General features: G+C 64.6%; 20 protein-coding genes and 1 pseudogene. 17 read left to right on the top strand and 4 right to left on the bottom strand.

The features are described from left to right. Positions 1-151: 151 nt before the first annotated feature. The 7 genes from ABIE53_RS13575 (at position 152) to ftsB (ending at position 9,511) form a co-directional block, all read left to right on the top strand. Positions 152-940 carry a TatD family hydrolase gene (locus ABIE53_RS13575; protein ID WP_029967474.1) on the top strand — a complete coding sequence of 263 codons (789 nt, stop codon included), beginning with the start codon at positions 152-154 and terminating at the stop codon, positions 938-940. A 134-nt stretch (positions 941-1,074) separates the two neighbouring features. Next, positions 1,075-3,924: a ComEC/Rec2 family competence protein gene (locus tag ABIE53_RS13570; protein WP_114156233.1), complete on the top strand. Its 2,850-nt coding sequence runs from the start codon at positions 1,075-1,077 to the stop codon at positions 3,922-3,924. A gap of 227 nt (positions 3,925-4,151) precedes the next feature. Beyond that, on the top strand, positions 4,152-4,955 hold the full coding sequence (locus ABIE53_RS13565) for an alpha/beta fold hydrolase (protein ID WP_006051287.1): 804 nt from the start codon (positions 4,152-4,154) through the stop codon (positions 4,953-4,955). 121 nt (positions 4,956-5,076) lie between these two features. Further along, positions 5,077-6,750 carry a CTP synthase gene (gene pyrG / locus ABIE53_RS13560; RefSeq protein ID WP_006051288.1) on the top strand — a complete coding sequence of 558 codons (1,674 nt, stop codon included), beginning with the start codon at positions 5,077-5,079 and terminating at the stop codon, positions 6,748-6,750. Then, positions 6,747-7,601, top strand: coding sequence for a 3-deoxy-8-phosphooctulonate synthase (gene kdsA / locus ABIE53_RS13555; RefSeq protein ID WP_029967470.1), 855 nt, complete (start codon positions 6,747-6,749; stop codon positions 7,599-7,601). The genes pyrG and kdsA overlap by 4 nt, the downstream gene beginning before the upstream one ends. A gap of 80 nt (positions 7,602-7,681) precedes the next feature. Further along, positions 7,682-8,965, top strand: a complete 1,284-nt coding sequence (gene eno / locus ABIE53_RS13550) for a phosphopyruvate hydratase (RefSeq protein ID WP_053858435.1) — start codon at positions 7,682-7,684, stop codon at positions 8,963-8,965. Between the two features lie 114 nt (positions 8,966-9,079). Then, a complete protein-coding gene (gene ftsB, locus ABIE53_RS13545; RefSeq protein ID WP_006051291.1) occupies positions 9,080-9,511 on the top strand; it encodes a cell division protein FtsB in 432 nt (143 codons plus the stop codon). A 118-nt stretch (positions 9,512-9,629) separates the two neighbouring features. On the opposite strand, the pseudogene ABIE53_RS13540 reads toward ftsB, so the two are convergent. From ABIE53_RS13540 to ABIE53_RS13530, 3 genes and pseudogenes are all read right to left on the bottom strand, one after another. Beyond that, positions 9,630-10,017: pseudogene (locus tag ABIE53_RS13540) on the bottom strand (hypothetical protein). A 115-nt stretch (positions 10,018-10,132) separates the two neighbouring features. Beyond that, complete coding sequence (gene hslO / locus ABIE53_RS13535; protein WP_006051293.1) at positions 10,133-11,083, bottom strand: Hsp33 family molecular chaperone HslO; 951 nt, start codon at positions 11,081-11,083, stop codon at positions 10,133-10,135. A gap of 74 nt (positions 11,084-11,157) precedes the next feature. Beyond that, a complete protein-coding gene (locus ABIE53_RS13530; RefSeq protein ID WP_006051294.1) occupies positions 11,158-11,682 on the bottom strand; it encodes a gamma carbonic anhydrase family protein in 525 nt (174 codons plus the stop codon). Between the two features lie 403 nt (positions 11,683-12,085). On the opposite strand from ABIE53_RS13530, the gene ABIE53_RS13525 reads away from it, so the two are divergent. From ABIE53_RS13525 to ABIE53_RS13480, 10 genes are all read left to right on the top strand, one after another. Next, entirely contained in the window at positions 12,086-12,991 is a 906-nt protein-coding gene (locus ABIE53_RS13525; protein ID WP_192698849.1) for a ferritin-like domain-containing protein, read from the top strand. Positions 12,992-13,093: 102 nt separating this feature from the next. Then, complete coding sequence (locus tag ABIE53_RS13520; RefSeq protein WP_029967461.1) at positions 13,094-13,978, top strand: alpha/beta fold hydrolase; 885 nt, start codon at positions 13,094-13,096, stop codon at positions 13,976-13,978. 129 nt (positions 13,979-14,107) lie between these two features. Further along, the gene (locus tag ABIE53_RS13515; protein ID WP_029967460.1) at positions 14,108-14,938 is read left to right on the top strand and encodes a 3',5'-nucleoside bisphosphate phosphatase; all 831 of its coding nucleotides are present in this window, start codon (positions 14,108-14,110) and stop codon (positions 14,936-14,938) included. A 159-nt stretch (positions 14,939-15,097) separates the two neighbouring features. After that, a complete protein-coding gene (locus tag ABIE53_RS13510; protein WP_006051298.1) occupies positions 15,098-15,733 on the top strand; it encodes an L-threonylcarbamoyladenylate synthase in 636 nt (211 codons plus the stop codon). A 47-nt stretch (positions 15,734-15,780) separates the two neighbouring features. Next, entirely contained in the window at positions 15,781-16,443 is a 663-nt protein-coding gene (locus tag ABIE53_RS13505; protein ID WP_006051299.1) for a site-2 protease family protein, read from the top strand. Between the two features lie 6 nt (positions 16,444-16,449). Further along, positions 16,450-17,652 (top strand): tryptophan--tRNA ligase, encoded by a 1,203-nt coding sequence (locus ABIE53_RS13500; protein ID WP_006051300.1) that lies wholly within the window; start codon positions 16,450-16,452, stop codon positions 17,650-17,652. Positions 17,653-17,669: 17 nt separating this feature from the next. Next, complete coding sequence (locus tag ABIE53_RS13495; RefSeq protein WP_107706565.1) at positions 17,670-18,269, top strand: class I SAM-dependent methyltransferase; 600 nt, start codon at positions 17,670-17,672, stop codon at positions 18,267-18,269. 43 nt (positions 18,270-18,312) lie between these two features. After that, positions 18,313-19,239, top strand: coding sequence for a 4-hydroxy-tetrahydrodipicolinate synthase (gene dapA, locus ABIE53_RS13490; RefSeq protein WP_006051302.1), 927 nt, complete (start codon positions 18,313-18,315; stop codon positions 19,237-19,239). 125 nt (positions 19,240-19,364) lie between these two features. Continuing rightward, positions 19,365-20,504, top strand: a complete 1,140-nt coding sequence (bamC, locus tag ABIE53_RS13485) for an NlpB/DapX family lipoprotein (protein WP_107706566.1) — start codon at positions 19,365-19,367, stop codon at positions 20,502-20,504. A gap of 7 nt (positions 20,505-20,511) precedes the next feature. Then, positions 20,512-21,285, top strand: a complete 774-nt coding sequence (locus ABIE53_RS13480; protein WP_107706567.1) for an MBL fold metallo-hydrolase — start codon at positions 20,512-20,514, stop codon at positions 21,283-21,285. A gap of 154 nt (positions 21,286-21,439) precedes the next feature. Here the strand turns inward: ABIE53_RS13480 and ABIE53_RS13475 are convergent, their stop codons facing one another. Further along, positions 21,440-22,138 (bottom strand): Bax inhibitor-1/YccA family protein, encoded by a 699-nt coding sequence (locus ABIE53_RS13475; protein ID WP_006051305.1) that lies wholly within the window; start codon positions 22,136-22,138, stop codon positions 21,440-21,442. Positions 22,139-22,168 lie beyond the last annotated feature (30 nt).

Here is a 22,168-nt window from a genome sequence, read left to right as displayed (position 1 = left end):
GGCGGGGCGGGGCGGTGCGGTGCGGAGTTGGGTTGTGGCGGACGGGTTTGCCAGGTTCGCTTAGTTCCAGTCAGCGCCGCGTTCCGTTTAAAGCGTTCTGTTGCTCTGCGGCTCATTTGCTCACTCAGTTGCTCAGCTAGCGAGGCAAGTCATGTGGATCGATACGCACTGCCATCTCGACGCTTCCGAATTCGACGCCGATCGCGAGCACGTCGCGACGGCGGCGCGAGGCGCGGGCGTCGGGCGTATCGTGATTCCCGCCATCGGCCGGCAGAACTTCGCGACCGTGCGCGAACTGGCGCATCGCTTCGAAGGCGGCGCATACGCGCTCGGGATTCATCCGCTCTTCACGCCCTCCGCGCAGGACGGCGACCTCGAACTGCTGCGCGCGGAAATCGAGGCGAGTCTCGACGATCCGCGCTTTGTCGGCATCGGCGAGATCGGTCTGGACTATTTCGTCGACGGCCTCGACGACGCCCGGCAGCAATTCTTCTACAACGGCCAGCTTGAGATCGCGCGGGAATTCGATCTGCCGGTGATCTGCCATGTGCGCAAATCGCAGGACCAGGTGATCAAGGGACTGCGCCGGCACCAGATTCATCGCGGCATCGCGCATGCGTTCAACGGCAGCTTCCAGCAGGCGCAGGCCTACATCGATCAGGGGATGCATCTCGGCTTCGGCGGCAATCTGACGTTCGAGCGCGCGCGGCAGATTCGGCGCCTCGCCGAACAGTTGCCGTTCGACGCGCTCGTGGTCGAGACCGACGCGCCCGACATTCCACCCTCCTGGATCTACAAACAGCGCAACTCGCCCGAGCAGATTCCAGGCATCGGCGCGGGGCTCGCGCAATTGCGCGGCATGGCCGTCGACGAGACCGCCCTAGGCACAACGGCTAACGCGCTCGCCGCGCTGCCGCGGCTCGCACTTTCCTCTGCATAATCGAAGCGATTGATTCGAGTGGTTCGTGAGTGGTTCGCGCCGGGCGAGACACACGTCCCGGCATGCCTGTGCGTTGCGCCGCGCGGTGAGCGGGTGTTCGTTGTTTCGTCCGGTGGATGGCGGGCGGAGGGCGGATGCGTGCATGGTGGTGTGGGTTTGCGTTGGGTGTGATCTGGCTGCAGCAGCAGGCTGAGTTGCCGGGTTGGAGAGGCGGGTGCTTGCTGGTGTCGTTGGCCTGTGCGGCGTCGGCTGTTGCGATTTGGGGGTTGCGTCGGCGGGCGGAGATTCAGTCGGACGGGCACAGCGCGGTCGCACACTGGACCTTGCGGCGCTGGCGTTCTTTCGCGGGTTGGTGCGCGGTCTGTTGTGTGGCCTGGGGCGCGGGCTTCGGCTATGCCGCGTGGCGTGCCGACGTGCGGCTCGCGGCAAGCTTGCCGCCCGCGTGGGAAGGCCGCGACATCGACGTGACCGGCAGCATCAAAGGCTTGCCTGCGCGCGACGATAACGGCGCGCGTTTTCTGTTCGATGTCGAGTCGGTGGACTCACACGAAGCGGGACCGCTGCCGCCGACGCCGGTCATCTTTCCTCGCGTCATTCAACTTGCATGGATCGCGGACGAAGCGCCGCCGCCGCTTCAGCCCGGCGCGCGCTGGCGTTTGCGCGTGCGTCTGAAACGGCCGCACGGCAATGCGAACTTCGGTCTGCGCGACGCGGAAGCTGCGCTGCTCGCGCGCAATGTGCGCGCCACCGGCTACGTCAGCGCGGCGGCGCAGGCGGTGCGGTTGCGGCCAGACGCGCGCGGTGTCGGCGTGACCGTGGACCGCTGGCGCGCGGCGCTGCGGGCACGAATCGACGCGGTGCTTGGCAGCGCGCCGCATCGCGGCATCGTCGTCGCGTTGGCGATCGGCGCACAGGACGAGATCAGCGACGCCGATTGGCAACTGATGCGCGCCACCGGCACCAGTCATCTCGTGGCGATTTCGGGCTTGCATATCGGCTTTGCCGCGGGGATCGCCGCCTGGCTCGCGGGCGCTTTCTGGCGGCGCTCGGGATGGATCGGCCGCAACTGGCCGTTGTGGCTTCCCGCGCAAATCGTCGCGGTGACGGGCGGCGCGCTGTTTGCCGCGCTGCACGCGGCGCTGGCCGGTTTCAACGTGCCCGTGCAACGCGCGTTGTGGATGGCAAGCGTCGTCGCGCTCGCCTACGTAAGCGGGCGCAACGTGCCGCGCTCGGCCGTGCTCGCGTGGGCCCTCGGGCTCGTGGTGCTGATCGATCCGTGGGCAGTGGTGTCGGCGGGATTCTGGCTGTCCTTTTGCGCGGTGGCGGCGATTCTTTTTGCGACGTCAGGGCGGCCGCGGGTGTGGGACCGTGAGCAGCATTTTGATGAGATCGACGACGATGGCGTTGCGGCGGGCGGGGTGTTGGCGGCGTCGTCGCGGGCATCGGGTTTGTGGCGGTCGTTGCGCTTTCCCCGCTTTCGCACTGCCGCTGCACGGCGCATTCGCGCGTTCGGCGAGCGGCTCCATGGCGCCGCCCATGTCCAGTTCGCTGTCACACTCGCGCTCGCGCCGTTGACCGTCTACTGGTTCGCGCAGATTCCGCTGATCGGGCCGCTCGCGAATGCGTTCGCGATTCCGTGGGTGAGCGTGTTGGTCACGCCGTCGGTGCTGGCCGGCGTCGTGTTGCCCGCGCCGCTCGATGCCTACGCGTGGCGCATCGCGCATGCGTTGCTCGATGTGATGATCGCGGGATTGCAACGGCTGTCCGGGCCGCGTTGGGTGCTCTGGTGGCTGCCGCAGCCGAATGCATGGACGCTCGCCGCCGCCGCGGCCGGCGTGCTCTGGTGTCTTGCGCCGCGCGGCTGGCCGTTGCGCTGGGCCGCGCCGCTGACTTGGCTGCCGCTTGTCGTGCCCGCGCCGTCCGGGCCGCCGCACGGCAGCTTCCGGCTGACCGCGCTCGATGTGGGGCAGGGCACGTCGGTGCTCGTCGAGACCGCGCATCACGCGCTGCTGTTCGATGCCGGACCAGGGCCCGAATCGACGCATGCCGGCGAGCGGGTAGTGGTGCCGTATTTGCGAGCGCATGGCGTGAATGCGCTCGATACATTGATCATCAGCCATGCCGATTCCGATCATTCGGGCGGCGCGCCGGCCGTGCTGGATGCCATCGAGGTTCGTCAGATGGTCGCCGCGCTCGCGCCTGCCAACGCGCTATGGACGAACGCGCGGCAACGCGGCGCAGACACATGGCCGTGCGCGGCGGGTCAGCGCTGGCAGTGGGATGGCGTCGAGTTCGCGATGCTCTGGCCCGACCCTGGGCCGCTGCAAGGCAAACCGAACGCGCACTGCTGCGTGCTGCGCGTGAGCACGTTGCCACTGGCGGTTGCGTCTGAATTGGGTGGTGCCGTGCGCAGCGCTGCGGAGAGTGCGGGCGTGGATGGCACGGGTGATACGGATAGCTCGGTGCGCAGCGCACCGACCAGCGCATCAAACACAGCACCGACCGGCGCATCGACCAACGCACCGACCGGCGCATCGACCAACGCATCGAACAGCGCACCGACCGCGGGACCAACCCCCCAACCCCAAGCCACGCCCCTCGCCGCGCTCCTAACCGCAGACATCGAGGCCCCGTCCGAACGCGTGCTGCTTTCGCGCGATCGCGAGATGCTTCGCGCTGAGGTGCTCGTGGTCCCACATCATGGCAGCAAGACCTCATCCACTGAACCGTTCCTCGATTCTATCGACCCGCTCATCGCGCTATTTCAGGTAGGCTATCGCAACCGGTTTCATCATCCCAGTGCGGGCGTGCTGGCGCGCTATTCGGCGCGGCACATCGAGTTGGGCAGGAGCGATTCGGACGGCGCGGTGCGCGTGCTTGTCGATCCGTATTTCGCCGCGCGCGAGGCCCCGCATGCGCCAGACGCCGCGCTCACGGTCGAGCGTTATCGCGACACGCAGCGGCGCTACTGGATGGATCGATGAATGCTCGCTCAACGTTCGCTCGACGTTCGCAGATCGTGACAGCGGACATCGGCGCATCGCAAAAGGAGAGGCTGAAAATAGGCAGTTCCGCCACACAGCCAGACAGTCACACAGCCAGACAACAAGCGCCGCCACGAGCGCACCCGCGAACACTGCGGCATACCTTCGAGATGCCGCACCGCTTCACCCGCCGCGCGAAAACGAAAACAGAACGGAGATAACCGCAGTTGAAAAACATCATTCATTTTTCGCACGCGAACGGCTTTCCGGCCTCGACTTACCGGACGATTTTCGCCGAACTCTCCGACGACTACGACGTGCGCTACATCGAACGCATCGCACACGATCCGCGCTTTCCGGTGACGCAGGATTGGCCGCATCTCGTCGAGCAATTGATCGACGACATCGGCCGCACGTATGAGCAGCCTGTGTGGCTCGTCGGCCATTCGCTTGGCGGTTATCTGTCGCTCATGGCCGCGCTGAAAAAGCCGCAGTGGGTGAGAGGCGTCGTGATGCTCGATTCGCCGGTGGTCGCCGGCTGGCGCAGCAGCATCCTGCGCGTGTCGCAATTCACCGGGCTCGACGAGCGGCTGTCGCCCGCGGCCGCGACCCGCACGCGCCGCACGCACTGGGCGAGCCGCGACGAGGCATGGCGGCATTTCCATTCGAAGCCCGCGTTCGCGCGTTGGGACGAGCGCATGCTGTCCGACTACATCGAGTTCGGCATTCCGCAGGTCTCGCACGACGGCTCGCGCAGTCTCGCGTTCGATCGGCGCATCGAATATCAGATCTACCGGACCTTGCCGCACACGCTCGGTGCGCGGCTCGCGCGCGGCGCGCCGGTGCCGGTGGGTTTCATCGGCGGCACGCGCTCGAAGGAAGTCCGTCAGGTCGGCTTGAGCGCGACGCGCCGGGCGACGGGCGGGCACATCGAATGGATCGAGGGCAGCCATCTGTTTCCGATGGAAAAGCCGATCGAAACCGCGCGTGCCGTGCAGCGGATGTTGCGCGAACTGAGCGAGCGCGGCTGAGGCGGCGCGCGTCGATCGCCGTGGCTCGCGCGGCGCATCGGCCTGCCGCGGGCGCTCGCATTTTGCTGGGGTTGAGACCCTGCTTTACGGTATAATCCGTTTTTCCCGCGAGCATCCAGCGATGACCAAATATGTTTTCGTCACCGGCGGCGTAGTATCTTCCCTCGGCAAGGGTATTGCCGCCGCTTCCCTCGCCGCGATCCTCGAATCGCGCGGTCTCAAAGTCACTCTTCTCAAGCTCGATCCCTACATCAACGTCGACCCCGGCACGATGAGCCCGTTTCAACACGGCGAAGTGTTCGTGACGGAAGACGGAGCGGAAACCGACCTCGACCTCGGCCACTATGAGCGCTTCATCAGCACGAAGATGCGCAAGGCCAATAACTTCACCACGGGCCAGATTTACGAATCGGTGATCCGCAAGGAACGCCGCGGCGATTATCTCGGCAAGACGGTGCAGGTCATTCCGCACATCACGAATGAAATCCAGGCGTTCATCGAGCGTGGGGCAGCTTCCGCTACCTGCGGCGAACCGGACGTCGCGATCGTCGAAGTCGGCGGCACGGTCGGCGACATCGAATCGCTGCCGTTCCTCGAAGCCGCGCGTCAGATGAGCCTGCGCATGGGCCGTAACAGCGCGTGCTTCGTGCACCTCACGCTGGTGCCCTGGGTCGCCACCGCCGGCGAACTGAAGACCAAGCCCACGCAACACAGCGTGCAGAAGCTGCGCGAAATTGGTATCTCGCCGCACGTGCTGCTGTGCCGCGCCGACCGCCGCATTCCGGACGACGAGCGCGCGAAAATCTCCATGTTCTCGAACGTGCCGGAAGACGCCGTTATTTCGGTGTGGGACGCAGACAGCATCTACAAGATTCCGCAGATGCTGCACGACCAGGGTCTCGACGCGATCATCTGCGAAGAATTGAAGCTCACGCCGAAGCCCGCCGATCTGTCGATGTGGGCCGAACTCGTCGAGAAGCTGCAGAATCCGAAGCACGAAGTCACGATCGGCATGGTCGGCAAGTATGTCGATCTGACGGAGTCGTACAAGTCGCTGATCGAAGCGCTGCGTCATGCATCCATGCATACGTCCACGCGCGTGAACATCGAGTACATCGATTCGGAAGAGATCGAGACGCAGGGCGTCGAAAGTCTCAAGCATCTGGACGCCGTGCTCGTGCCTGGCGGCTTCGGCCGTCGCGGCACCGAAGGCAAGATCGCCGCGATCCGCTATGCGCGTGAAGCGAAGGTGCCGTATCTCGGCATCTGTCTCGGCATGCAACTGGCCGTGATCGAATTCGCACGCGACGTGGTCGCGCTGAAAGACGCGAACAGCACCGAGTTCGATCAGGAAACGCCGAACCGCGTGGTCGCGCTGATCACCGAGTGGTACGACCGCGAAGGCCGCGTCGAAAAGCGCACGGAAGAATCCGACCTCGGCGGCACGATGCGCCTCGGTTCGCAACGCTGCCCGATCAAGCCCGGCACGATGGCCGAAGAGATCTACGGCAAGGACGTGAACGAGCGTCATCGTCACCGTTATGAAGTCAATAACCGCTTCGTGCCCCAGCTCGAAGCCGGTGGTCTTATCATCAGCGCCCGTACCCCGAGTGAAGATCTGCCGGAAATGATGGAACTGCCGCGCAGCATGCACCCGTGGTTCGTCGGCGTGCAGTTCCACCCGGAATTCACGTCCACGCCGCGCGACGGCCATCCGCTGTTCAAGTCGTTCGTCGAAGCCGCGCTCGCGCATCAGCAGTCGCGCGTCGCGAGCGAAGTCGGGGAGAAAGCATGAAACTGGGCGATTTCGAAATCGGGCTCGACAAGCCGTTTTTCCTGATCGCGGGCACGTGTGTCGTCGAATCGGAGCAAATGACGATCGACACCGCGGGCCGCCTGAAGGAAATCTGCGCGAAGCTGAACATTCCGTTCATCTACAAATCGTCGTACGACAAGGCCAATCGCAGCAGCGGCAAGTCGTTTCGCGGTCTCGGCATGGACGAAGGTTTGCGCATCCTGTCGGAAGTGAAGCGTCAACTCGGCTTGCCGGTGCTGACCGACGTTCACGCGGAGCACGAAATCGAGCAGGTCGCATCAGTGGTAGACGTGCTGCAAACGCCGGCTTTCCTGTGCCGTCAAACCGACTTCATTCACGCGTGCGCGCGTTCGGGCAAACCGGTCAACATCAAGAAAGGCCAGTTTCTCGCGCCGCACGACATGAAGAACGTGATCGACAAGGCGCGCGACGCGGCGCGTGAGGCGGGTCTTTCCGAAGACCGTTTCATGGCATGCGAGCGCGGCGTGTCGTTCGGTTATAACAACCTCGTGTCGGACATGCGGTCGCTCGCGATCATGCGCGAAACCAACGCGCCGATCGTGTTCGACGCCACGCATTCGGTGCAGTTGCCGGGCGGGCAGGGCACGAGCTCGGGCGGTCAGCGCGAATTCGTGCCGGTGCTCGCGCGTGCGGCCGTGGCGGTCGGCGTCGCCGGTCTCTTCATGGAAACGCACCCGAATCCGGCAGAAGCGAAGTCGGATGGTCCGAACGCGGTGCCGCTCCATCGCATGGCCGATCTGCTCGAGACGCTCGTCACGCTCGATCAGGCCGTCAAGCGCACGCCGTTCCTCGAAAGCGATTTCAACTGATTCACGCGTTCGCCGCGTGCCGGCTTGCATATCGACACCGTGTCGCTGTAAAGAATTCATCGTCATTTCTTGAGGAAACCATGAGTGCTATCGTAGATATCATCGGTCGAGAGATTCTCGATTCGCGAGGCAACCCCACCGTCGAATGCGACGTACTGCTCGAGTCGGGCACGATGGGCCGCGCCGCGGTGCCGTCGGGCGCGTCCACCGGTTCGCGCGAAGCAATCGAGTTGCGCGACGGCGAAACCGGCCGCTACGGCGGCAAGGGTGTGCTGAAGGCTGTCGAGCACATCAACACCGAAATCTCCGAAGCGATCATGGGCCTCGACGCTTCCGAGCAGGCTTTCCTCGACAAGACGCTGCTGGAACTCGACGGCACGGACAACAAGTCGCGCCTCGGCGCGAACGCGATGCTGGCTGTTTCGATGGCCGTCGCGAAGGCCGCCGCTGAAGAAGCCGGCCTGCCGCTCTACCGCTACTTCGGCGGCTCGGGCGCGATGCAACTGCCGGTGCCGATGATGAACATCGTCAACGGCGGCGCGCACGCGAACAACAGCCTGGACATCCAGGAATTCATGATCGTGCCGGTCAGCCAGCCGACCTTCCGCGAAGCACTGCGCTGCGGCGCCGAAGTGTTCCACGCGCTGAAGAAGATTCTGTCGGACCGCGGCATGAGCACGGCAGTGGGCGACGAAGGCGGCTTCGCGCCGAACTTCGGCAGCAACGACGAATGCCTGTCGACCATCCTGCAAGCTATCGAGAAAGCCGGCTACCGCGCCGGTGAAGACGTGCTGCTCGCGCTCGACTGCGCAGCGAGCGAGTTCTACCACGACGGCAAATACCAGTTGGCCGGCGAAGGCCTGCAACTGTCGTCGGCGGAATTTGCCGACTATCTCGCGACGCTGGCCGACAAGTTCCCGATCGTGTCGATTGAAGACGGCATGCACGAAGGCGATTGGGAAGGCTGGAAGCTGCTGACCGAAAAGCTCGGCAAGAAGATTCAGCTCGTCGGCGACGATCTGTTCGTCACCAACACGCGCATCCTGAAGGAAGGCATCGAGAAGGGCATCGCGAACTCGATCCTCATCAAGATCAACCAGATCGGCACGCTGACCGAAACGTTCGCCGCAATCGAGATGGCGAAGCGCGCGGGCTATACGGCTGTCATCTCGCATCGCTCGGGTGAGACGGAAGACTCGACGATCGCGGACATCGCCGTCGGCCTGAACGCCGGCCAGATCAAGACGGGTTCGCTGTCGCGTTCGGACCGCATCTCGAAGTACAACCAGTTGCTGCGTATCGAAGAAGACCTCGGTGATATCGCCAGCTATCCGGGCAAGTCGGCGTTCTACAATCTGCGCTAATGGTTGTGAGTGGACTTTTTAGCGCTGACCGATGAGCCGGTTCTTCCTCGTGTCTGATTGACCTCGCCGCCCTGCGTAAAGCGCAGGGCGGCGCGTATTTATTGTGCTTACTTCATGCGGCTCGTCACTGCTGTACTGATCGTTCTGCTGGCGTTGATCCAGTACCCGCTGTGGTGGGGCCACGGCGGGTGGTTGCGCGTCCACGAACTGCAGCAACAGCTCGCGCAGCAGATACAAAAGAACGCCGACGCGAAGCTGCGCAACGAGCGTATTCAAGGCGAGGTGCAGGATCTGCAGAACGGCACGGCTGCCGTCGAAGAGCGCGCCCGCTACGAGATGGGCATGGTCAAGGACGGCGAAGTGTTCGTGCAGTTCGTGTCGCCGAATGCGCCGTTGCCGACGGCGAACGCGCCGTCGACTAGTGCGTCGACACGCGGCGAGGTGTCGGCCGCGCCGCTGCATGTGGTGCCGAATCCGGAGTCGCGCGCGAAGCCCGAGCGTAAGCACGGCAGCAAGGCGGCGAAAGAGAAGAAGCCCGCGCACTGACTAGGGCGTCGAGAGGGAGACAAAAAAGGCGCGGTCTGTGAACCGCGCCTTTTTGCATTTTGGGCCGCACATTCGGCGACCGGAACGACGGCTCTGCGGCATCGCACCTGCCACTGGATCACCAGCCCCAGTACGACCCATAGCCGATGCCGACGCCGGTGCCCCAGCCGTGTCCCCATCCACCGCCGTAGTAGCTGCCGTACACGCTGACGGGCACACGCGGGCTGTAATAACGCGACCACGCTTGCGCGGCGTTTTCGGCGGCGATGGCCTGGTTCTGCTCGGCCATGACCTGCCGGTCGATTGCGTCGTAACGCTCGCGCTCGGCCGGCGTCAGCGGTTGTGCGGTGCTGGCCATGCCCGACTGGTCGGCGGGCAGCCGGCTATAAAATGGGCGAGGGACCCGGCGGGTCCATCATGCAACCGGTCAATGCGGTGAGGCCGGCGAGCGCCGTCAACACGGCGAGCGTGCGCGCGGGACGCGGCAATGAAGTGGGAATGCTCATGTTGAATCTCGATCGGTCGATACGTCAGCGCAGCCTAAGCGGACATTGAGCAGACACAAAGCGGACGCTCTGCGGACACTAAACGAACCCGCAAAGCGCCCACCCGCCGACCGCTTCAATGCCGTTGTTCAGCGGCCGGCGTCACACCTTGTGAGAGTGCGTTGGCGAAAAAAAGTTGCGCCACGTCGACGGGGTCGAACTCGTACCGCTGATTGCAGAACTCGCAATGAATCTCGACGTGGCCGCGCTCGGCGATCACGCCGTCAACTTCGTCGCGACCCAGCATCTTCAGCATCGAACCGACTTTTTCGCGCGAGCAGGTGCATTCGAAACGCGCGCTGGCCGGCTCGAAATGCTGGACGTTCTCCTGCCAGAAGAGGCGCCGGAACACCGTCTCGGGTTCTTCCTTCAGCAGTTCGTCTTGCGACAGCGTGCCGCCAAGCGTGCAGACGCGCTCCCATGTATCCGCGTCCAGTTCGCCGGGATGCGGGACGATGCCGCCGTCACCGGGAAGCTTTTGCAGCAGCATGCCGACCGCGCGCTCCGAATTGGCCGCGAGCCACAGGCGCGTGTCGAGCTGCTCGGAGTGATGCATGTAGTGTTCGAGCACTTCGGCCATCGACTCGAGCGGCCCGTTTTCGCCCGACAGCGGCACGATGCTCTGATACGGCTGCTGCCCCGGCTTCTTGTCGCGCGGATCGAGCGTGATCACGCAGCGGCCGTGACCGCTTGCGTTGAGCAATTCGATCATCGACGTCGTCTCGCCGATCACGCTGTCTTCGTCGCCGGAAAGTTTGGCGGTGGCGCGCATCGACAGGTCGGAGCTGCATTGAACCACCAGCATCTTGACCGGGCCGTCGCCGAAAATCTGCATGATCAGCGTGCCGTCGAACTTCAGATTCGCGGACAGCAGCGCGCACGCGGCCATCATTTCGCCGAGAATCGTCCGCACGGGCGCCGGATACTGGCGGCGCGTCAGCACTTCCTGCCATGTATTACGCAGCGAAACGATTTCGCCGCGCACCGGCGCCGCGCTGAACATGAATTTTTGCAACTGGTCGCTCACAACTTTTCCTCTGTCGAATGGCGCGGCACGGCGAGATGCCCTGCACACGCCGTGCGCGCCGCGCGCCCGGCCGGTTAGCCGATACGCACGAGCTGCGCCTTGAAATACTCGCGGCGCTCGGCGTAACTCGCCGTGCCGCGCTGCATGTTGGCGATGTCCGCGTCGGTCAGTTCGCGCACCACTTTCGCGGGCGCGCCGAGAATCAGCGAATTGTCGGGAAACACTTTGCCTTCAGTCACGATGGCGCCCGCTCCGACCAGACAGTTGCGGCCGATTACCGCGCCATTCAAGACCACCGCCTGAATTCCGATCAGCGCGCCTTCCTTGATCGTGCAGCCATGCAGCATGACCTGATGCCCGATTGTCACGTTGGCCTCGATGGTCAGCGGAAAGCCCGGATCCGTGTGCAGCACCGCGTTTTCCTGGATGTTGCTGCCCGCGCCGAGCGTGATCGGCTCGTTGTCGCCGCGCAGCGTCGCGCCGAACCAGACGCTCGAATTTTCCTCCAGCGTCACGTTCCCGATGATGGTCGCGGAATCCGCGACGAACACGCTTTCGTGGATGTTCGGTGCGGCGTCGCCAAGCTTGTAAATGGTCACGTTGTCTCCTCGTGGATCGGTCGGATCGGTCGCCGGGCGTGCGGACGGCTCGCGGCGTGTCGGGTTTGACGGCTTTTCGTTGGCTGCTGCGAGGCGCTTTGGGCTCTCGCGAGCGTCGAATCGAGTATTGTAAACGGTTGTGTGGTTCGGCCGCTTCGTGCGATATGCGGGGTGGTGGGCGCGGTTTGGTGGGTCTGGCGGGTTGCTGTTGCATGGTGTTGCAGCGTGCGGACACAAGCGGCCAGTGCGGCCATGCCGTCAGACCTGCAAGCGGCGGTAGCCACTGCGCTTGTGACCCGACCGACGCCAGCTCCGTTCGCTGTTTGCCCGCGACAGGCGCGCGCTGCCCTTAAACGTCCGTCGACCTCCGTCGCTCTCACTTCCCTCTACCGATCACGCTGCCATGATGTCCGCCGCTTCGTCCGCTTCGTCCGCTTCGTCCGCTTCGTCCGTTCAGTCCGCGTCTGACATGGGCGACGACGCGCTTTGCGCGCGCACAGCGGCGCTTGCCGCGCTGCGCGAACCCGATCCGGCGACCAAGGCAAACGCCGCGCGCGCGCTCTACGCAGCGGTGCTCGACGGCAGCCTGCCGTGTATCGCCAATATCACACTCGACGAACCGCCGGAATTGCCCGGCCGGCCCGCGCGTCCGGAACTCGTCGAGCCGCGCAAGCTCGGGCGGCGCAGCATGCAATCGCCTCAAGGTCGCTCGGTATTGCTGCACGCGCTCGCCCACATCGAATTCAACGCGATCAACCTGGCGCTCGACGCCGTGTGGCGCTTCGCCGGCATGCCCGCCGCTTTCTACACCGACTGGCTGAAAGTCGCCGCCGAAGAGGCGTACCACTTCTCGCTACTGTCCGCGCGGCTCGCGGACTACGGCCATGCGTACGGCGACTTTCCCGCGCACGACGGCCTGTGGGACATGTGCGAGCGCACCCGTGGCGACGTGCTCGCGCGCATGGCGCTCGTGCCGCGCACGCTCGAAGCACGCGGCCTCGATGCGTCGCCGCCGATCCGCGCGCGTCTGCAGCAGGCGGGCGACGACGCTTCGGCGTCGATTCTCGACGTGATTCTGCGCGACGAAATCGGCCACGTGCTGATCGGCAATCGCTGGTTTCGTCATTTGTGCGACGAAGGCGGGCTGGACCCGCACACGACCTACACGCGCCTCGCCGACCAGTATCACGCGCCGAAATTGCGTGGTCCGTTCAATTTCGAGGCGCGCCGCGATGCAGGTTTCGACGACGCGGAACTCGCCGAACTGGCGGCGCTGGCGGGCCTCGACGTGGACGATCCGCAAAAGTAGGGCGTCTCCACGCGACTGAGTTAGTCCGCACTCGGGCGCCGCCCATCGTCGGCCTATCTCGTTATAATCGAACGATCATTCTTTTTTGGCGGGCATCCGACCATGAATACTTCCCGCTCCGAGTTCGTCGCCGTCCGAGGCATCCGTCTGCATGTGCGGCGCTGGGGCCATCCCGACGCGCCGATGCTGTTCATGCTGCACGGCTGGATGGACGTCGCCGCGTCGTTCCAGTTCGTCGTGGATGCGCTCGGCGGCGACTGGCAGGTCATCGCGCCGGACATGCGCGGCTTTGGCCTGTCCGACTGGCCGGTGGCGCAAAGCGGCGGCGGCCACTACTGGTTCCACGATTACCTCGCCGATCTCGACGCGCTGCTCGACCACTACGCGCCGACCGGCCAGGTAAATCTCGTCGGGCATAGCCTCGGCGCGAACGTCGTCTGCCTGTATGCGGGCGCGCGCCCCGAGCGCGTGCGGCGGGTGGTCGATCTGGAAGGCTTCGGACTCGCGCCCGCGCACCCGGCGCAAGCCCCGAAGCGTCTGCAGAACTGGCTCGACGAGTCGCGCGATCCGCCGCAACTCAAGCGCTACGCGTCGCTTGACGAGGTCGCCGGGCGCCTCATCAAGACGAATCCGCGGCTCGCCCCGGCCCGCGCGGAGTTCCTCGCGAAGCACTGGTCGAAGCCCGACGGCGAAGGGCGTTTCATGCTGCTCGCCGACCCGGCGCACAAACTGCGCGGCCCGACGCTGTACCGGCTCGACGAGGTCATGGCCGTCTGGCGCAAGGTGAGCGCGAAAGTGCTGCATGTCGAAGCCGCCAATTCGCCGACGCTCGCGACACTGGCCGGCGAGATTCCGCTCGACGAATTCAAGGCGCGTTTCCAGGCATTTGCCGACTGGCGCGAGAAGTTCATCGACGAAGCGGGGCACATGGTGCACCACGACCAGCCCGAACAGGTGGCGGCGCTGATCGAGGGATTCTGCGCGTAGCGCGGGGAAGGGGGCACAGCGCCGGCGCGAGCGTCGCAGCGAAGCCGCCGGAGCAATCGCCTACGAGATTTGCTCTGCGTCCACTTACTGCGTTGCAGTAAAATGGCTGCAAACCTTCTCCAGACGATGATGAACGCCGACCTCCACTGTCACTCCACCGTTTCCGACGGCCAGTTCGCGCCGGCCGATGTCGCGCGCCGTGCGCATGCGGGGGGCGTGACCTTGTGGGCGCTGACCGATCACGACGAACTCGGCGGCCAGCAGGAAGCGCGTGAAGCCGCCGCGGAACTGGGCATGAGCTATCTGAGCGGCGTGGAAATTTCGGTGACGTGGGCGGCGCGTACCGTTCACATTGTCGGGCTCGGCATCGACCCGACCAGCTCGGTGCTGATCGACGGCCTCGCGCGCACGCGCAACGGCCGCGCGGCGCGCGCCGAGGCAATCGGCGAGCAACTGGCCACGCTCGGCATTCCCGACGCGTATCAAGGCGCGCTCAAGTACGTGTCGAACCCGGACATGATCTCGCGTACGCATTTCGCGCGCTTCCTCGTCGAAAGCGGCTACGCCGCGTCCACGCAAGACGTATTCAACCGCTATCTCGGCGACGGCAAACCCGGCTATGTGGCGCACCGCTGGTCGAAACTGGCCGACGCGGTCGGCTGGATCAAGGCGGCCGGCGGCGAGGCAATCGTTGCCCATCCGGGCCGTTACGCGTACTCGCCGACCGAATTCGACGCGTTTTTCGCCGAATTCATCGACCTCGGCGGCAAGGCAATTGAAGTCGTCACGGGCAGCCACACGCCCGATCAATACCGCGAATACGCCGACGTCGCGCGCCGCTTCGGGTTCGAGGCGTCGCGCGGGTCGGATTTTCATGCGCCGGGCGAGGGGCGTGTCGAACTGGGCACGCTGCCGCCGCTTCCTTCCGATCTCAAGCCCGTCTGGGAACGCTGGCTGTGAACGCGCGCCGTGCCGACGCGGCACGTCGTGTGCGAGCCAGGGGTCTGGCGCGCTCGCGTTCCCGCTCGTCAAGTCCGCGTTTGCTTCGCACGGTCCACGGTCGTTTTGCCTTGAGCCGCGCTATAAACCGTTGTTTCTCCGTCGCCATCGTTAGCCGCCATGTCCCAATACTTCCGGCTTCATCCCGATAACCCGCAGCCGCGCCTCGTGAAGCAGGCCGTGCAGATCATCAACGACGGCGGCGTGGTCGCATTGCCGACCGACTCGAGCTACGCGCTCGCGTGCCATCTCGACGACAAGGACGCCGTGGAGCGCCTGCGCCGGATTCGCGGCCTCGACGAGAAGCAGTTGCTGTCGCTGCTGGTGCGCGATCTGTCGGAACTCGCGAACTTCGCGATGGTGGACAACCGTCAGTACCGGCTGATCAAATCGGTGACGCCGGGGCCTTATGTGTTCGTGCTTCAGGCCACGAAAGAAGTGCCGCGGCGGCTCTCGCATCCGTCGCGCAAGACGATCGGCCTGCGCGTGCCGGACCATGCGATCACGCTCGCGATTCTCGGCGAACTTGGCCAGCCGCTGCTCGGCTCGACGCTGATTCTGCCGGGCGAAACGGCGCCGCTCAACGAGCCCGAGGAAATCCGCGCGCGGCTTGAAAAACAACTGGATCTCGTGATCGACGGCGGGGCTTGCGTGTGCGAGCCGTCCACGGTGATCGATCTGACCGGCGACGAGCCGGTGCTGGTGCGGGCAGGGCGCGGTTCTCTCGCGCCATTCGGTCTCGAAGAGACGGCATGAGCGAAAGCGGACAGACGCACGCAATCGCATTGTTACAATAGCGAGTTATGGATTCTTCCCTGATACAAACCATCGCGGTCTACGCGTTGCCGGTGATCTTCGCCATCACGCTGCACGAGGCCGCGCATGGTTACGTCGCGCGCTGGCTCGGCGACAATACGGCCTACGTGCTCGGCCGCGTTTCGATCAATCCGATGCGGCACATCGACCCGCTCGGCACGATCGCCATTCCGTTGCTGCTGTACTTCGCCACGAGCGGCGCGTTCATGTTCGGCTATGCGAAGCCGGTGCCGGTCGCGTTCGGCAATCTGCGCAATCCGCGCTGGGGCAGCCTGTGGGTCGCGGCCGCCGGGCCGGGATGCAACTTCGTCCAGGCGCTGATCTGGGGCCTGTTCGGCGTGGCGCTCGCCGTGATGGCCGTCGACGAACCGTTCTTCACGCGCATGGCGGGCGCGGGCGTCGGCGTGAATCTGGTGCTCGGCGTGCTGAATCTGTTCCCGCTGCCGCCGCTCGACGGCGGCCGCGTGCTGATGGCGCTGTTGCCGCCGCGCCAGGCCATCGCGCTGTCGCGCCTCGAACCGTATGGCTTTTTTATCGTCATGGCGCTGGTCATGACGGGCACGCTGACGCGCTACTGGTTGAGCCCGCTCGTCGCGCTCGGCTACAGCGGCATCACCGCAATCCTGACTCCACTTGTTTCGCTTTTCTAAATAATCATGTTCCCAGACCGTATCTTCTCCGGCATGCGGCCCACCGGGTCGCTGCACCTCGGCCACTATCACGGCGTGCTGAAAAACTGGGTGCGGCTGCAGTCCGAATACCCGTGCTTCTTCGCTGTCGTCGACTGGCACGCGCTGACGACCCACTACGAAACGCCCGAGGTCATCGAGAAAAACGTCTGGGAGGTGCTGATCGACTGGCTCGCCTCCGGTATCGACCCGGCGCAGGCCACGCTGTTCATCCAGAGCCGCGTGCCCGAGCATGCGGAGCTATCGCTGCTGCTCGGCATGAGTACGCCGCTGGGCTGGCTCGAACGCGTGCCGACCTACAAGGAGCAGCAGGAAAAGCTGAAGGACAAGGATCTGTCCACGTACGGCTTTCTCGGCTATCCGGTGCTGATGGCGGCGGACATTCTGCTGTATCGCGCGTCGCTCGTGCCGGTCGGCGAAGACCAGGTGCCGCACGTCGAAATGACGCGTGAAATCGCGCGGCGTTTTAACTATCTGTACGGCCGCGAGGCGGATTTCGAGGACAAGGCGAACGAAGCCGCGAAGAAGCTCGGCGGCAAGCGCGCGAAGCTGTATCACGAACTGCGCAACGCCTATCAGCAGGAAGGCGACGACGAGGCGCTCGAGCAGGCGCGCGCGATGTTGCAGGAATCGCAAAGTCTGTCGATGAGCGACCGCGAGCGCCTGTTCGGCTATCTCGAAGGCTCGCGCAAGATCATTCTGGTCGAGCCGCAGGCCATGCTGACCGAAGCGTCGCGCATGCCGGGTCTCGACGGCCAGAAGATGTCGAAGTCGTACGGCAACACGATCGGTCTGCGCGAAGATGCCGAGACCATCACGAAGAAAGTGCGCACCATGCCGACCGATCCGGCGCGCGTGCGCCGCACCGATCCGGGCGATCCGGACAAGTGCCCGGTGTGGCAGTTGCACCAGGTCTACACGGACGAAACCACCCACCAGTGGGTCCAGAAGGGCTGCCGGTCGGCGGGTATTGGCTGTCTCGAATGCAAGCAGCCGGTGATCGAAGGCATCTTGCGCGAGCAGCAGCCGATGCTCGAGCGCGCGCAGAAGTACATGGACGACCCGTCGCTGTTGCGCGCGATCGTCGCCGACGGCTGCGACAAGGCGCGCCGCTTCGCCACGGAAACGATGCGCGACGTGCGCGAGGCGATGGGTCTGTCGTACAACTGACGAGCGGCGCGCACGTCATGAGCACGCCGGCCGCAGCCATGCATGGATTGGGCGAGCCGTCGCGCTGGGTGCGTCATTGGGCGCATCTGGTCGCGGCGGGCGGCGCGGTGCTCGACGTCGCTTCGGGTGCGGGGCGGCATGCGCGCTTTTTTGCGTCGCTGGGGCATCCCGTCACCGCGATCGACCGCGACGCGGCCGCGCTCGATGCGCTCGCCGACGAACCGCTCGTCACACGTATCCTGGCCGACATCGAAGGCGCTCCGTGGCCGTTGCGCACGGACGAGAAGTTCGCGGCGGTCGTCGTCACCAACTATCTGCATCGGCCGCTTTTCGGCCAACTGGTTTCGTCGCTCGCGCCCGGCGGCGTACTGGTTTACGAGACCTTCGCGCAAGGAAACGAAACGGTCGGCAAGCCCTCTAACCCCGCGTTCCTGCTCGCGCCTGGCGAGCTGCTCGAGGTCGTGCGCGGGCACTTGCGGGTGGTCGCGTTTCAGGACGGTTTTCTCGCGCAGCCACGCCCGGCTTACGTCCAGCGCATCTGCGCCATTCTCGAGGCGGACCGCTCAGACAACCCCGCGCAGGCGGCGCCCCCGCCTTGTTACGAGTTGGCTGGCTAATCCGCTACAATCGCGGTTTACCTGATCAAATTCATGGCGTTTCATGACTAACGGCACACACTCGGGCAACACCGCCGGCAACGACGGCGTTCAGATTCGCGGCAGCATTCCTGCCATCATCACCCCGATGCTCGAAGACGGCAGCCTCGACCTGCCGGCGTTTCGCAAACTGATCGACTGGCATATCGCCGAGGGCACGAATGCGCTCGTGGTGGTCGGTACGAGCGGCGAATCGGCCACGCTTTCCGTCGAGGAACATGTGCTGATGGTCAAGACCGCGGTCGAGCACACGGCGGGCCGGATTCCGGTGATTGCGGGCTCGGGCGGCAATTCCACGACCGAAGCCATCGAGCTCACGCGCGAGGCAAAAGAAGTCGGCGCAAACGCGACGCTGCAGGTCGTGCCGTACTACAACAAGCCGACGCAGGAAGGCATCTACCGTCATTTCGTGAAGATCGCCGAAACGGTCGATCTGCCGGTGATCCTGTACAACGTGCCGGGCCGCACGGTCGCGGACATGAGCAACGAGACCATTCTGCGTTGCGCGCAGGTGCCGGGCATCATCGGTGTGAAGGAAGCGACCGGCAATATCGATCGCGCCGCGCATCTGATCAAGTCGGCGCCGGCGCACTTCGGTATTTACAGCGGTGACGACCCGACCGCCATCGCGTTGATGCTGCTCGGCGGCCACGGCAATATCTCAGTGACGGCCAACGTCGCGCCGCGCGCCATGAGCGAGCTTTGCAAGGCCGCACTTGCGGCGGACGCGAAGACCGCGCGCGAAATTCATCTGAAGCTCTTGTCGCTGCATAAGAACCTGTTCATCGAATCGAATCCGATTCCGGCGAAATGGGCACTGCAGCAATTGGGTCGTGTGCAGGGCGGCATCCGCCTGCCGCTCACGCCGCTCGACGCGCAATACCACGAAGTGGTGCGCGGCGCGTTGCGCGAAGCGGGCCTGCTCGGCTAACCGGGCGGCCTGTCATACCCGTCAGCGCTCGCCCAGCCACCGGCATTTCCTTAACCGACGTCGATCCAGCCCACGTTCCCGGCACCCAGAACCAGGCACCGCGTTCCAGCATCACGAAGGACCTCATGAAACGTTCCGCACTTTCCCTCCACGCAACCCGCATGGCGGCGCTGACGCTTGCCCTGGTGACGCTCGCCGGCTGTGACACCCTGAACGACTGGTTCGCTTCCGATCGTGTGAATTACAAGGCTGCGGGCAGCGCGCCGCCGCTCGCCATTCCCGGCGACCTGACCACCACCGGCACTGATCAGCGTTACGTTGCACCGCCGGCCAATCTGGCGTTGGGCGGCGCGAGCAAGCGCGCGGTCACGGCGGCCGGCAATTCGACCGAAGGCCAGCCGACCGCGCAAGACCCGTACGGCATGCACATCGAGCGCGACGGCGACCGTCGCTGGCTGGTGGTGAACGGCCGCTCGCCGGAACAACTGTGGCCGCAGCTGCAGGAGTTCTGGCAGGAAAACGGCTTCGCACTGAAGACCGACGCGCCGGCCACCGGCATCATGGTGACCGACTGGGCGGAAAACCGCGCCAACATTCCGGACGACTGGTTCCGCCGCACGGTGGGCAAAGTGATCGACTTCGCCTATTCGTCGGGCACGCGGGACAGTTTCCGTACGCTCGTGTCGCGCGGTCCTTCCGATACCACGGACATTTCCGTCACGCATAGCGCGATGGAAGAAGTGCTGACGGGGCAGGACAAGACGTCGTCGCGTTGGGAAGAGCGTCCGCGCGACCCGGCGCTCGAAGCGCTGTTCCTGACCAAGCTGATGCAGAAATTCGGTCTCACCGAAAAGCAGTCGAAGCAATTGCTGACGGAAGCGCGTCCGGCCACGGCTCCCGCCACGCTTGACAAGAGCGCGGGCGCGTCGACGCTCGACCTGCAGGAATCGTTCGACCGTGCGTGGCTGCGCGTGGGCCTGGCGCTCGACCGCACCAACTTCACGGTCGACAACCGCGATCGCGAGAAGGGCATCTACTACGTGCGCTACGCCGATTCGATGCAGGAACTGAAGAAGGAAGGGCTGCTCGGCAAGCTGTTTTACAGCGGCACTTCGACGAAGAAGCCTGGTCAGCAGTTCCTCGTCAACGTGCGCCCGAAGGGTGACGCCGTGACGCAGGTCGCGGTGCTGGACACGAACGGCCAGATCGACAATTCGTCCGACGCGCAGCGCCTCGTGACGCTCCTGCACGCACAGCTGAACTGAACAGGCCGTGCGGTTCGCAAGTCTTGGCAGCGGCAGTGAAGGCAACGCGTTGCTGGTGGAGGCGCAAAGCGGCGTAACCACCACGCGCGTGCTGCTCGATTGCGGCTTCTCGGCGAAAGAAGTCGAGCGGCGCCTGAACCGGCTCGGTTCGAGCGCCGAAGCGCTCGACGCCGTTCTGATCACACACGAACACAGCGACCACATTGGCAGCGCGTTGACGCTCGCGCGCAAGTGGTCGATTCCGCTCTACATGAGCTGGGGCACGGCCCGCGCGGTCGGTGCCGACGAAGCCGACGTCGATCTGCAAGTGCTGTGGGGCGACGAGGCCGTGGCGATCGGCGACCTGAGCGTTCTTCCCTACACCGTTCCTCACGACGCCCGCGAGCCGTTGCAATACGTGTTCTCGAATGGCGCGAGCCGTCTTGGCGTGCTGACTGACGTCGGCACGTCCACGCCTCATATCAGCACTGTGTTGAGCGGCTGCGACGCGCTGGTGCTCGAATGCAATCACGACGTACGCATGCTGGCCGGCAGCCGCTATCCGCAATCGCTGAAGGCGCGGATCGGCGGCAATCACGGGCATTTGAACAACGACGCGGCGGGCGAAATTCTGGCTTCGCTCGATCGCTCGCGTCTGCGCCATCTGGTCGCCGCGCATTTGAGTCAGCAGAACAATCTGCCGGAACTCGCGCAGGCCGCGATGGCGAGCGTGCTCGGCGCCGCGGCGACCGAGGTGGTGGTCGCGTCGCAGACGGATGGATTCGAGTGGCTCAGCTTGTGATGCGCGAGTAGGTCCGGGGCCGCGGCGGTTTGTCGCCGGGGCGCATCGTCATCGCACGCGTAAAAAAAGCCCATAACGAGCGATCGTTATGGGCTTTTCACGATTTCCACCAGGCCGGCGCGTTGAGCGCCGCCGAGGTGCGAGGTGTGAAACCTTAGTTGCGGTTGCCGCCGAAAATGCCGAGCAGCGCCAGCAGGTTCACGAACACGTTGTACAGGTCGAGATAGATCGCGAGCGCCGCGGTGATGTAGTTCGTCTCGCCGCCGTTCACGACGCGCTGCACGTCGAACAGCATGTACGCCGAGAAAATCACGATCGCCATGACGGACACCGTGAGCATCAGCGCCGGCAGGTGCAGGAACACGTTCGCGACCGACGCCAGCAGCAGCACGATCACGCCCATGAAGAGCCACTTGCCGAGACCGGAGAAGTCGCGCTTGCTCACGGTCGCGATGGTCGCCATGGACGCGAAGATCACACCAGTGCCACCAAAGGCGAGCATGATCAGCGACGGGCCGTTGGAGAAGCCCAGCACGAAGCCCAGAATGCGCGACAGCATTAGGCCCATGAAGAACGTGAAGCCCAGCAGCACGAACACGCCCGCGGAGCTATTTTTTGTTTTCTCGATCGCGAACATGAAGCCGAAGGCGATCGCGAAGAACGCCAGCAGGCTCATGGCGGGACTGGTGGCGGCGAACAGCGAAAAACCGGTGGCGAGACCCACCCACGCGCCGAGCACTGTCGGAATCATGGACAGCGCCAGCAGCCAGTAGGTGTTTCGTAGCACCCGGTTACGCGTTTCGACCGTGCTGACCGCGCCAGTGCGGCCAAAGCTATACGGATGATCGTTCATGGTCTCTCCTTACGTCAGAAGCGTGTTGCG

The organism is Paraburkholderia sp. OAS925, from assembly GCF_040543975.1.
GTDB classification, from domain to species: Bacteria; Pseudomonadota; Gammaproteobacteria; order Burkholderiales; family Burkholderiaceae; genus Paraburkholderia; species Paraburkholderia graminis.
This window is presented reverse-complemented; position numbering and strand designations above follow the sequence as displayed.